Source organism: Mediterraneibacter sp. NSJ-151 (assembly GCF_022487435.1).
GTDB classification, from domain to species: Bacteria; Bacillota; Clostridia; order Lachnospirales; family Lachnospiraceae; genus Schaedlerella; species Schaedlerella hominis.
The window spans coordinates 84,772-96,794 of record NZ_JAKVPP010000008.1; the positions used below are offsets into that span (position 1 = coordinate 84,772).

Sequence of the window (12,023 nt, forward strand, 5' to 3'; positions counted from 1 at the left end):
TAAGTTGGGTAATGAATTTGTGACGGATTTTGCATATTTAACTAAGAGTTCTGATTATTGGGAATTTGTATTAGTTGAATTGGGATGTTAATTCAGATGACTTTGCGCAGATGCTTACAAAGGCACTTTTCAATTGAATTGTTGAAATGAGAAATAACAAAGAGGAGGCCTCCTATTTGAAAAAGAAAAAAGACGAAATTACTATCCGTTCCAGTGCAGCAGAATACTTAACCTATGTTGCCTCTGTGGGTGATCAGCAGGGCAGCATTGAGATGCGCTATGAGGATGAGAATATATGGCTGACATAGAAAATGATGACCACATTGTATGATGTTGGTTTGCCAACGATAAATGAACATATTAAAAAGATTTATGCAGATAGTGAATTAGAAGAGTCTGCAACTATTCGGAATTTCCGAATAGTTCAAACCGAAGGTTCCCGTCAGGTAACTCGTGATACAAAGCATTATAATCTTCAAATGATTATTGCGGTTGGATTCAAGGTTAATAATGAGCGAGCGGTGCAGTTCCGCAAGTGGGCCAATGGTATTCGTAATATGGAAGAAAAGATTGTGTTAAAAGAATTGATTTACAGGTAAATAAAGAGCTGAACAGGTAGGAAGAAAACTCCTATTTGTTCAGCTTCTGCATTTGTAAGGGTTCAAAGAAGAATCAAATTACAATTCCATATCAGGTGACCATTTCTAAGTTCCGGAAGGTTGTTTTTTTCTGCCATGGTTATAAGTTACACAGATTTAATTATTCCATAGTATGGCTTAAAAAATATCCGAATATAACTTCACAGAAATAATTATAATGGGGAGATTATTTGATATATTTGTGCTAATATTCTGCAATTCTACTGCTAGTCGATTGATTTATGCGTACTCCCATTATAATATGTGTGCAGGAGGTGGATGTATGTATCAAATTAGTAATGAAAAATTCGGTTTATTTGTAACCGAATTAAGAAAGAAAAAGAATTTAACTCAAAAGGATTTGGCTGAAAAATTATATGTATCAGATAAAACGGTCAGCAAATGGGAACGTGGTCTTAGTATGCCTAATGTCGTATTACTCATACCAATAGCTGATATATTAGATGTTACCGTTACAGAATTGTTACGTGGAGAAAAAATAGATACACAGAAAAATATTGATACAAAAGAAGTCGAGGAATTGGTAGTAGGCTCTCTCGATATGGCTGTTAGGAATTCTATTCATCAGCATAGAAAAAACTGGATATTAGCATATTTGCTATGCTTTTTAATATCTATTACAGAAATTATTATGTTAGTCGTATCTGGGAATTCAATAGCTGAGATGAAAGATGATATATTGCTGGTTACAGGGTTAATGCTTTTATTTGGTGCATGGTTTTGTTTCTTTGCCAAAGACATATTACCAACATATTATGATGCAAACAAGATAAATTATGTTTCACAAGGAATTTTTAGAATACATCTAGTTGGTTTATCCTTTAACAACGGAAATTGGATGTACATCTGTACAACTTTAAAAATTTGGACACTTGCAACGGTTGTTCTATATCCTCTTGCAGGTATTATAATAATCAATTGTCTCAATATAGCTTTATGGGATATTTTAAGTAAAATTTTCTTAATTATGATATTAGGTGGTATGGTAGTTTCGATTTACATTATCGGGAAAAAGTACGAATAATTAAATTACCTGTTATCGTTGTGGATATTACTAATTTACAACATTCTTTATGGGAAATAAGGAATGATGCAGAAGAGATTGTGTTAAGCGAATTAGCATACATTTAAAACGTGGAAAGCTCCTTCGGGAGCTTTTTTCTGGTTTTTGCTGGGTATCAAGAAAGTATATAGAAAATGCATTAATCATATGGTATGATTTGAACAGAAGATAGAATCTTAGGAAGCAAGAAGATTTTTGAGGAATGTAACTTAGAAGTTATAGAATTAAGTTAATCGTGCCATATGGCTTGATTATAAACGCAAAGAGAAAAGACGCAAGAAAAAAGAGGCAGAAGAGCAGCGAATGTTTGAACTGAAACAGCGAAAGAAAAGAGAAAAGCATAAGGGACATTAAAGTCCCTTGGCCTTTTACTCAAATCGAAAAGTGTTGAATAAAGCTTTCGGGAGGTGTTTCTATGAAGAAAAAAGTACTTGCAATTATGTTAGTCGCCATGTCAATAATGTTGATTTCGGCGTGCGGAAAAAAAGAAAAACTGTACGAAATTCCTGATTTATCGCAGTATAAGACAGATTATGTAGGAGATTCTTCAAATGTTATAAATATTGTAAGTGGTCAAGAGTATCCGGCGGGATACTCATATGACAGTATAGAGATACAGTCTGAAACAGAGCCTTATGGATTAACAGTTTTTCTAAAAGATGAGCCGTCTGCAGCCAAACTTGAAGATGAATTGCAGGTTAATGCAGATATGACATTTGACTTGATTGGTAATTTGGGAACAATTGATTATAAAACAGCAGATAGCAAAGAAATTATTGCATCGTATGAACGGTGATATATTTTTAGTCAACTTTTAGACAATTTGAAGAGTAGAATATAAAAAGGCGTATGGAAGTTTTAAATCCATACGCTTTTTTGGGAAAAACTCATTTTTGAACAAGAGATTTGTAAGAACATATTATCTATTCAAAGACGGTTACAATTCCATATCATATGACTTTTTCTTAGTTCGAGCAGGCTGATTTCGCCGCATTTCTTGTTTTCTCTGATATTCAAGTTCCCATGCACGATGAGAGAAAACATCAGGATCTTCCGCATTGAGATAATCCACCTCATTGGCTGCAATATCACGTCGGTGATAGTCATAATATTTACCGAAAGTACCTTTGAGCTGTTCGATCAGCTTATCCCGAAAATCAGGACGTATCTGGATTCTGGTGTCCAGCAATTCTGTATACTGTTCAGGTTCAGGACGAAATTTTTCTTCCCGGAAAGCGTCGGCATCTTTTTCAAGCTGTTTTTTGAGCGAGATGTCCTGAGAATTCAGGATATCAAGATTGTTCTTCATCTGGCCGTATTTCTTGGATAGATTCGTCATATCTTTATCTGTAGAGCATTCTGCCTGGAAGATTAGCTGCTCTTTCTTTGATTTCAGTTCTTCGATTTCTTCGGTAATAGTGGTAAGCTGCTGATTTAATTTTATATGCTGGATGGGATTCAAAATACTGGTTTTATCCTTTTGCACATTCAGTTCTTTCCGTTCTGTAACTTTAGCTTTGAGTTTCTTTTTAACGGTGTTGTATTTATTCAGTATTGGATTAAAATGATTCATCCAGTCATATTGTGCTTACGTTCTTCATGTACTCTTGTTGTGATTTCATTGTTTTTTATCGTATAATATGGATACTGGAGGTGGTTTGGATGAAATACAAGATTTTAGTTGTCGATGATGATAAAGAATTGGTGAAAATGCTTTGTAGTTATTTTAATATGAAACAATATGAAATCATTACGGCTACAGATGGAATGGAAGCATTAAATAAAATAAAAATGAAACCGGATATTATTTTATTGGATATCAATATGCCACGCATGGATGGGATTGAAGTATGTCGTCTGATACGCAGTAAAGTGTTATGTCCAATTTTATTTCTAACAGCAAGAGTTGACGAAGATGATAAAATTAATGGGTTGCTTTCAGGTGGGGATGATTATATTACGAAACCATTTAGTCTTCGGGAGTTGGAAGCAAGGATTGTCACAAACATAAAGAGAGAAGAAAGGCATCAACAAAAAACGGAATACCGTTTCATGGATGAAATGCTGATTGATTATTCTGAAAAAATAGTAGCTATAGCTGGACACAGGATGGAGTTCACAAAAATTGAATATCAGATTATTGAATTCTTATCCATGCATCCAGGGCAGGTGTTTGATAAAGAACGTATATATGCACAAGTCTGTGGATATGATGCGGAAGGGGACAGTAGAACGATAACGGAATTAGTACGGCGTATAAGGAAAAAAATAGCGGATTATTCAGAAAAAGAATACATAGAAACTGTATGGGGGATTGGATACCGATGGAAAAAATAAGAAACTTGTCACTGAAAAAAACAATTCTGCTTTATTTTGTGATCAACTTAACGGCAGCATTTCTGTTATCTGGATTTACAGTTCATTTTGCAAGAAATATGCAGAATAAAATATGGGAAAAATATATTGGTTATGCAGATTATACGGACGTGTTTCAGCAATATGGAAAGAAATACGAGATTGAGATATCAAGACCTAATCAATCGCAGATGAATCGTTTGGACTATCATCTTTCGGAAATGTGTGACTTTATGGAAACATATTCGGTACTGATTTTTTCGATTGTTGGGAGTGTTGTTGCGGTATTCTTTTTTTATAAAAATAAGTTAAAGACACCTCTACAGGAACTAAAAGATGCCTCACAAATGATTGCAGATAATGAACTGGATTTTCATGTGTCCTATGAAAATAAAGATGAGATGGGAACTTTGTGTAAAGAATTTGAAATGATGCGAAGTGATTTAGCAGATAACAACAGAAAGATGTGGCGAATGATTGATGACGAGAAGGCTTTGCGGAATGCAATTGCACATGATATACGTTCTCCACTTTCCATATTGCGTGGGTATCAGGAAATGCTCTTAGAGTTTGTTTCTGCTGAGAGTATAAAAACAGAGGATGTTATTGATATCTTACAAACAGGCATGTATCAGATTGACCGTATAGAGCATTTCACGGAAAACATGAGAAAAATGTCCCATTTAGAACAGAGGGAACTGCAATGCTCAGAGATAGAATTATCGGAACTGGCAAAAAAGATTGAGGCAGAAGCTGCCATGCTGTCCAAGAAGGAAAGTAAATTATGTAAGGTAGAAAGAGTGCAGGAACAAAACATTGTGAAAGTGGATGAGGAACTTGTCATGGAAGTGACAGACAACTTACTGGAAAATGCGGTTCGATATGCACAAAAAAGTATTGCTTTGCAGATAAAGAAAAAGGATGGTTTTCTTATAATTTCTGTTGAAGATGATGGAATAGGATTTGTGGATACTGAGGAAAAAGTAACAGAACCATTTTATCATAAGAATCCACAAGATGATTTAAAGCATTTTGGCCTTGGTATGTATATTTCTCGTATTTTCTGTGAAAAGCATGGAGGAAATTTGAAAATATATAATGCCAGACAAGGCGGTGCTCATGTAGAAGCTCTTTTCAAAGCTGAATAAAAATACTTTATAAGGCTGAAATCACAAATAAAGTGGTTTTAGTCTTTTTTATTGTGAATTTATTGAGAATTGATTTGTATGATGTTGTTAAAGAAATAAAGAAAGGAAGAGATACAATGAAAACAATCATAAAAAGAAGTATACTTGATTATTTAAAGAACCCTGTTTTGTGGATTGGCTTGATTATTATAGTTGCCAGTATGTATCAATGTCTGTCATCGTATTTGCAAATTCATTATATCAAACAGAATGAACAGATCACACAAAATGACGTAGCATTGGAAGATGCTGATGTCATGGATGGGTACATTCCCACATCTGATGATAAAGAAAGAAGAAGGGAGTGGGAAGATACGATCAAAGAGACGTTAATGGACACCTCCCAAAATGGTTTTGGATTTAGCAGGCAGGAAGCAGATCATGTAATGAAAGAAATTCAGAATATGGATGTAAAGACTGCTTCTGAGTTTTTGGAATCCCAATATGGCTATTATAATGCAATATATGCTTATGAGGACCTTGAAATTCATAAGGGGACAGCAGAAGAAATCAATCATTATATCGAGCGGAAATTATCCGAACATTCTTTTTCCTGGTACTTTGCCAAAAAGTTCACGGATTTTGCAGGATTGCATATGGCCTTTTTTGCAACAGTCTTGCTATCATTTTTATTTATTCAGGATACACGAAAAAGTACCTATGAATTATTACATACAAAGCCTGTTACGGCAATCCAATATATATGTGGGAAAGTAATAAGCGGATTCATTAGTATGCTGGGAGTATTAGTGATTTTGAATGTTATATTCTTTATGCTGTGTTTGAAAACGTCTTTAGAATCGGGCTTTCCGGTAACACCAATTGATTTTTGCGTGAATTCTCTGATCTATATTGTTCCGAATCTTTTGATGATATGTTGTGTCTATACAATTACAGCAGTAATATTTAAAAATCCGCTTCCGGCAGCACCAATCTTGTTTTTACACATTATATATTCAAATATGCTGACCATGAAGAATGATATTTATTATATGAGACCGCTCTCTATTATGGTGCGATTCCCTGGCAGATTTTTTGAAACACATGCAGCCAAAATGTCAAACATAAATCAGATTATTCTTGTAATTTCATCAGTTATATTAGTAGGTATTTCTGTTAAAATCTGGAAAAGGAGGAGGGTTCATTGAAAACGGAACTAAAAAACTGCTTGTCGTTATATAAGATTTTTTATTCATGTGCATTTATACTGATATTGTGTGCTATTCATCCGATTATATACTATGAAGAAATCGGTTCAGCGATTCAGTCGCCAATAGCATTTTTAACAATTATTTTTTGTAGTGACACATATTTGATGGAAGTAAAAAGTAAGCGTGCCGATGTATTTCATTTGTATGATCACAAAAAGCAGTTAAAAGTAATATCACAGAGAGTGTGCGTTCAAATATTATATTTATTAATACTTTCCTGTGTTGGATATGTTTTATTTTTCTGGCAAAAACCGGGCAGTGTAAACGAAGGCATTTCGGGTATTCAGATATTTCTTTTATATTTCATTGCAATGTTCGGAACTATCTGGCTTTGGAGTATATGCTCTGTGATTTTGTGTACATTGCTTCGAAATATGTGGGCAGGTATTGGATGTTTATTTGGAATTGTCATTGGACTTATATCAAAAGCGGGAAGTTCATTTTTCGGAAATCTGGGATTGTTTTCTTTCAGCTTTTGTGAACCTACTCAATTAATGTCCGAGAGTTGGATTTATGGAACGCTTGTGTCTTTTATAGCGGGGCTGTTTTTATTTGCAGTATTACCAATGGCTTTAAAGAAAAGAGGATAGATTATGAGTATTAGAATAAATGATTTAACAGTTAGATTTAAAAATGGTGTAGTTGCAGTAAATAAGGCATCTCTTGAAATACCTAAGGGAATTTACGGACTTTTGGGTGAGAATGGTGCCGGAAAAACCACTTTGATGAGGGTTCTTACAACTGTTTTAAAACAAACGGAAGGAATGGTTTCGCTTGATGGAATTCTGTATAACGAGGGAAATTATGAAAAAATACAGAAAAAGATTGGTTATCTTCCACAGGAAATCGACTTATATCCGAATCTTACGGTGAAAGAATGTCTTGTATATATGGGGGGACTGTCAGGAGTATCCAGAAATGACCTCGAACAAAGAATTACCTATTATCTGGAAAATACTTCTCTTACAGAGCATCAGAATAAAAAAATGCGGCAATTATCTGGTGGTATGAAGAGACGTGTCGGACTCATACAGGCACTTCTTAATAATCCGGATTTTTTGATTATTGATGAACCAACAACTGGGTTAGATCCGGAAGAAAGAATCAGGATCCGCAATCTTTTGGTTGATTTTTCAAAGGATAGAACTGTGCTGTTTTCCACTCATGTAGTAGAAGATTTAGCAGCAACCTGTACACAGCTTGCCATTATGAAAAATGGAAGTTTTTTATATTCTGGAAGCGTGAGTGGGTTGCTGGAAAATGCAAAGGGCTGTGTTTGGAATTGTACGGTACAAAATGCAGAAGAAGCCCGTTTGTTAGAAGCCAATTATTCTATATCATCTAAGCAGTATGTAGAAAATGGAATTCATATGAAAGTATTAAGCAAAGGAAAGCCAAATGAGAATTGTGTCCCGGATAATGATATCACTTTGGAAGATGCGTATATTTATTTGACGAATAGTTGAATCAGGACCACCCGTTGGACGGATAGTCCTGATTCAATGTGGTTTTCAGGCAGGTTCTGTAAAATAAGCTCAGAACAAACAATAACGGGAGGAGCTTATGCAACAGAATATTGAATTTGAGCGGTGCATTGATTCTCTGGTACGGATGATTGATAAGTACGGCGCTGAAGTCCTCCGGGAGTTGGAGGAAGAAAAACAGAATAAGGAAGAAAAAGAAGCGGCAGTTTCCTGAAATACAAAAGGTAAATCAGACTGTCGCTTTTTCATGTATTTTTAAATCAAATAAATTTTAAAAGCTGATAAAAAAGAATGATAATTTGGAGAAAAATAGCATAGAATAATTTTGAGCTGATATGACAGAGAATGTTTTGGCATATTGACAGGACATTTAAAATGACGTATACTAAGCTCAGTGATCGTTCTGTAGAAACTTGCGAAGCCTACAGGCGGGGGAGAGCCTGCGGGTCTCTCCCTCTTTTGTTTTAAGGAGAAATGAGATGCAGACACCGAAAAAATTCTCTTCTTTTAGTAACTAGGTTTCCTGGATCAGTGATGAAAAGGGAATAAAAATAAAAGACAGAGAATATGCGGAAGAGATGTTACGCCAAATAGGATATTTTCCTCTTATGGGAGGATATAAACATCTTTTTAGAATATCAAACACAAAAAAATATAAAGCAGAAACAAGTTTTGAAGAAATAGTCAGTCTGTATAAGTTTGATGCAGAGATTAGAGAGTTGTTCTTTAAATATTTACTGCAGATTGAGTGATAGATGCGTTCTTTGATGTCACACTATTTTACTGAAATGTATGGAGCAGAGCAGAAGCAGTACCTGAATGCTAATAATTATAATAATACAAAAAGAAATCATGCAACAATCGTAAAGTTGATAGCGACCTTGAAACGGGCAACAACGACCACAGATTATACATATATCAACTATTACCGCAAGACATAGGGTGAAATTCCATTATGGGTTTTGGCAAATGTACTTACGGTTGGAAACTTATCAAAAATGTTCCGAGTGTTTCCGCAGTCCTTAAAATCAAAAGTATCAAAAAACTTTCATTACCACAGAGCGGTAATCAGTACGAAAAAGGAAAACAAGATTTGTTTGCTGTGGTGATTGCTTTTAGATATCTATTACCTGGAAAAGATTTTCTGGAATTTAAAAGAAAGCTTATAAAAGAGATTGACCGAGTAAACAGAGAAGTAGAGCATATAAGTGAAGTTGAATTATTGAATAAAATGGGTTTTCCGAAAAATTGGAAAAATATTACCAGATACCATTTAAATTAAAAAAAATCCTCTAAGAGATAGTGAAACACCTATTGTCTTAGAGGATTTTTTATTGAAGAATTTTAATATTTAAGAACTTCCTGATGCACACTAAAAAATAGGAATGTGTCATATATAGAATATGTGGAGATGATTGTTCTTTTACACCAACAAAATCTGGACGACGCAATAAAGATTGACTTAGCTCCGGGCGAACTGGATGCGACCAGTGCTGAGTTGAAAGCAACCCATCAGGAAATCAAAGATTATGTGCTGAAAGAATTAGTGCATATTTAAAGCGTGGAAATCTCTTTTGGGAGCTTTTTGCTGTTTCTAAGGAAAGCTCTGTTTGAGATTTTAATATAACTGTTTGATTTGTAAAGTTGGCAATGATACAATTAGTATTATTTAAAAGAAAGCAGAGAAAATATGAGTGAAAAGTTACTGATTGTTGAAGATGACAAAAAATTAAATGATGGAATACGTCTTGCTTTAAAGAATGATGCTTATTTCTTTTATCAGTGCAGAACTTTGCAGGAAGCTAGAGAAATCTTGAAAAAGGAAGATATCACATTGGTTTTATTAGATGTGAACTTGCCGGATGGAAATGGAATTGATTTTGTAAGAGAAATAAGGAAAAACAGTCAGGTGCCGATTATTCTGCTTACAGTAAATAACATGGAAGTAGATATTGTAACAGGATTGGAAGCTGGGGCAAATGATTATATTACGAAACCGTTCAGTTTAATGGTACTGCGTGCAAGAGTAGCTGTACAGCTTAGAAATAAAGAGATGTCAGCGAAGGATTCAATGAAGATTGACCGATATGAGTTTTATTTCGATAAAATGGAATTTTTTAAAGACAGTGCCCCCATTGAACTTAGTAAGACAGAACAAAAGCTCCTTAGAGTGCTGTGTGAAAACAGAGGAAAAGTATTGAAACGGGAATATTTGATTGACGAGGTATGGCAGGGAGATACAGAGTTTGTGGATGCTCATGCTCTGACTGTTGCAATCAAACGCCTCAGAGACAAATTAGAAGATGATGTGCAGAAGCCTAAATATATCAAGACGGTTTACGGAATTGGTTACATATGGGTGGTGAAAGAATGACAGAAGAAATTTTATGGATTGCAGCAATATTTATCCTGAGCGGCGTCTTTTGGTACTTTCTTTTCTTTCAAAAAGAAAAAAGACTTTTGAACCGGCTGCAGCAAATGCTGGATTATGCGATAGATGGAGAATTGGAACGGACAGAAATATCTGAAGAAAAGTATTCTGCCCTTGAAAACAGTATGAAACAGTATTTAGACAGTAATTTTCTGGCAAGAAAAAACCAACAGGAACAAAAAGAAGTGATACAGAAACTTATTTCCGACATTGCGCATCAGACTTTGACTCCTATTTCAAATTTGAAAATTTATGGTGAAATACTTTCTGAAACGAATCATGAAAATCAGAGGGAGATAGCGACCATTTTGGAGCAGACGGAGAAATTGGATTTTCTGATACAATCACTGGTCAAATTATCACGAATGGAGAGCGGAATTATAGCAGTACATCCGGAGGATACTGCTATTGCACAGATGTTTGCATCTATACAGCAGCAGTTTAATGTAAAAGCAATGGAGAAGGATATTTCCCTGAGTCTATTTGACACGGATTTACAGGTTATGTGTGATGCCAAATGGACTGTGGAGGCACTTGGAAATATTGTAGACAATGCGATTAAATATACAGCATGTGGGGGAGTTGTTCAGATAAAAGCTGAGAGGTATTCTTTCTTTGTAAGAATTGACATCACTGATGATGGCATTGGAATAGAAAAAGAAGAAATACCAAAGATATTTGGAAGGTTTTATCGGAGTCTGTCAGTGGCAGACCAGCCAGGAGTAGGAATTGGCTTATTCCTTGCAAGAGAGATCATTCAGGCACAAAAGGGGTATATAAAAGTGACATCAAAGAGAGAAAAAGGTTCTACATTTTCTGTGTTTCTTCCGATAGCAAAGAAGGAATAGTATCAAAACTGTGATATTTCAGAAACTAGATGGAGACATTGTTATGATAAAGTCTGTATTGTAAAGATCAATACAGGCTTTTTTGATGGGAGGATGACATGAATATATTAAAAGCAGTAAATTTACGAAAAATATATGGGCAGGGAGAAACAGAAGTCAAAGCCCTTGATGGTGTAAATTTAGAAGTGGAAAAGGGAGAGTTTGTAGCGATTGTTGGAACTTCTGGGAGCGGAAAATCTACGATGCTTCATATGATTGGAGGATTAGATAATCCAACATCTGGGCAGGTAATTGTAGATGGACAGAACTTAAGCCATATGACAGATGAAGAGCTTACTATTTTTAGGCGTAGAAATATTGGATTTGTATTTCAACAGTATAATCTGGTTCCGATGTTGAATGTATGGGAAAATATTGTTCTTCCTGTGAAACTGGATGGAAAAAAGATTGAAAAAGGTTATGTAAATGAAATCATTGATACACTGGGTATTCGGACAAAATTGGAAAATCTGCCAAGTGCTCTATCCGGTGGACAGCAGCAGAGAGTGGCAATTGCAAGGGCTTTAGCTGCAAAACCTGCCATTTTGCTCGCTGACGAGCCGACTGGAAATTTGGATTCGAAAACAAGTCAGGATGTATTGGGACTTTTAAAAGTCACCGGTAAGCGTTTTCATCAAACAATTGTAATGATTACTCACAATGAGGAGATTGCCCAGATGGCAGACCGGATTTTACAGATAGAAGACGGAAAAATTGTTTCAGACAGTGGTCTGGTATAGCAGGGG

Annotated in this window: 15 protein-coding genes and 3 pseudogenes; 17 read left to right on the forward strand and 1 reads right to left on the reverse strand. The window is 35.2% G+C overall.

Annotated features, from left to right (window positions below):
* Nucleotides 1-176: 176 nt before the first annotated feature.
* The 4 genes and pseudogenes from LQE94_RS16450 to LQE94_RS09910 form a co-directional block, all read left to right on the forward strand.
* Nucleotides 177-551, forward strand: a pseudogene (locus LQE94_RS16450) (virulence RhuM family protein); the annotation flags it as partial.
* Between the two features lie 370 nt (nucleotides 552-921).
* Entirely contained in the window at nucleotides 922-1,683 is a 762-nt protein-coding gene (locus LQE94_RS09900) for a helix-turn-helix domain-containing protein (RefSeq protein WP_024853912.1), read from the forward strand.
* Between the two features lie 294 nt (nucleotides 1,684-1,977).
* Nucleotides 1,978-2,076 (forward strand): annotated as a pseudogene (locus tag LQE94_RS09905) (DUF2992 domain-containing protein); the annotation flags it as partial.
* A 61-nt stretch (nucleotides 2,077-2,137) separates the two neighbouring features.
* On the forward strand, nucleotides 2,138-2,518 hold the full coding sequence (locus LQE94_RS09910; protein WP_107617402.1) for a DUF4825 domain-containing protein: 381 nt from the start codon (nucleotides 2,138-2,140) through the stop codon (nucleotides 2,516-2,518).
* A gap of 141 nt (nucleotides 2,519-2,659) precedes the next feature.
* On the opposite strand, the pseudogene LQE94_RS09915 reads toward LQE94_RS09910, so the two are convergent.
* Nucleotides 2,660-3,304: pseudogene (locus LQE94_RS09915) on the reverse strand (MobQ family relaxase); the annotation flags it as partial.
* An 80-nt stretch (nucleotides 3,305-3,384) separates the two neighbouring features.
* Here LQE94_RS09915 and LQE94_RS09920 point away from each other — a divergent pair.
* The 13 genes from LQE94_RS09920 (at nucleotide 3,385) to LQE94_RS09975 (ending at nucleotide 12,017) form a co-directional block, all read left to right on the forward strand.
* Entirely contained in the window at nucleotides 3,385-4,059 is a 675-nt protein-coding gene (locus LQE94_RS09920; RefSeq protein ID WP_118724401.1) for a response regulator transcription factor, read from the forward strand.
* Nucleotides 4,047-5,225 (forward strand): HAMP domain-containing sensor histidine kinase, encoded by a 1,179-nt coding sequence (locus LQE94_RS09925; protein ID WP_240577593.1) that lies wholly within the window; start codon nucleotides 4,047-4,049, stop codon nucleotides 5,223-5,225. Before LQE94_RS09920 ends, LQE94_RS09925 begins: the two co-directional genes overlap by 13 nt.
* Nucleotides 5,226-5,341: 116 nt before the next feature.
* Nucleotides 5,342-6,412: an ABC transporter permease subunit gene (locus LQE94_RS09930; protein WP_240577594.1), complete on the forward strand. Its 1,071-nt coding sequence runs from the start codon at nucleotides 5,342-5,344 to the stop codon at nucleotides 6,410-6,412.
* Nucleotides 6,409-7,065: a transporter gene (locus LQE94_RS09935; RefSeq protein ID WP_240577595.1), complete on the forward strand. Its 657-nt coding sequence runs from the start codon at nucleotides 6,409-6,411 to the stop codon at nucleotides 7,063-7,065. The genes LQE94_RS09930 and LQE94_RS09935 overlap by 4 nt, the downstream gene beginning before the upstream one ends.
* Before the next feature lie 3 nt (nucleotides 7,066-7,068).
* Nucleotides 7,069-7,941, forward strand: coding sequence for an ATP-binding cassette domain-containing protein (locus LQE94_RS09940; protein WP_240577596.1), 873 nt, complete (start codon nucleotides 7,069-7,071; stop codon nucleotides 7,939-7,941).
* Nucleotides 7,942-8,038: 97 nt separating this feature from the next.
* Entirely contained in the window at nucleotides 8,039-8,173 is a 135-nt protein-coding gene (locus LQE94_RS16230) for a hypothetical protein (RefSeq protein ID WP_276312731.1), read from the forward strand.
* A gap of 394 nt (nucleotides 8,174-8,567) precedes the next feature.
* Entirely contained in the window at nucleotides 8,568-8,711 is a 144-nt protein-coding gene (locus tag LQE94_RS16455; protein ID WP_240577597.1) for an Abi family protein, read from the forward strand.
* A 15-nt stretch (nucleotides 8,712-8,726) separates the two neighbouring features.
* Complete coding sequence (locus LQE94_RS09950; RefSeq protein WP_240577598.1) at nucleotides 8,727-8,900, forward strand: hypothetical protein; 174 nt, start codon at nucleotides 8,727-8,729, stop codon at nucleotides 8,898-8,900.
* A 57-nt stretch (nucleotides 8,901-8,957) separates the two neighbouring features.
* Complete coding sequence (locus tag LQE94_RS16460) at nucleotides 8,958-9,068, forward strand: hypothetical protein (RefSeq protein ID WP_334301596.1); 111 nt, start codon at nucleotides 8,958-8,960, stop codon at nucleotides 9,066-9,068.
* A gap of 278 nt (nucleotides 9,069-9,346) precedes the next feature.
* Nucleotides 9,347-9,517, forward strand: a complete 171-nt coding sequence (locus LQE94_RS09960; protein WP_330638924.1) for a hypothetical protein — start codon at nucleotides 9,347-9,349, stop codon at nucleotides 9,515-9,517.
* A 132-nt stretch (nucleotides 9,518-9,649) separates the two neighbouring features.
* Entirely contained in the window at nucleotides 9,650-10,333 is a 684-nt protein-coding gene (locus LQE94_RS09965; protein WP_240577600.1) for a response regulator transcription factor, read from the forward strand.
* Entirely contained in the window at nucleotides 10,330-11,238 is a 909-nt protein-coding gene (locus LQE94_RS09970) for a sensor histidine kinase (RefSeq protein ID WP_240577601.1), read from the forward strand. Before LQE94_RS09965 ends, LQE94_RS09970 begins: the two co-directional genes overlap by 4 nt.
* Nucleotides 11,239-11,336: 98 nt before the next feature.
* Nucleotides 11,337-12,017: an ABC transporter ATP-binding protein gene (locus LQE94_RS09975; protein WP_240577602.1), complete on the forward strand. Its 681-nt coding sequence runs from the start codon at nucleotides 11,337-11,339 to the stop codon at nucleotides 12,015-12,017.
* Nucleotides 12,018-12,023: the final 6 nt, after the last annotated feature.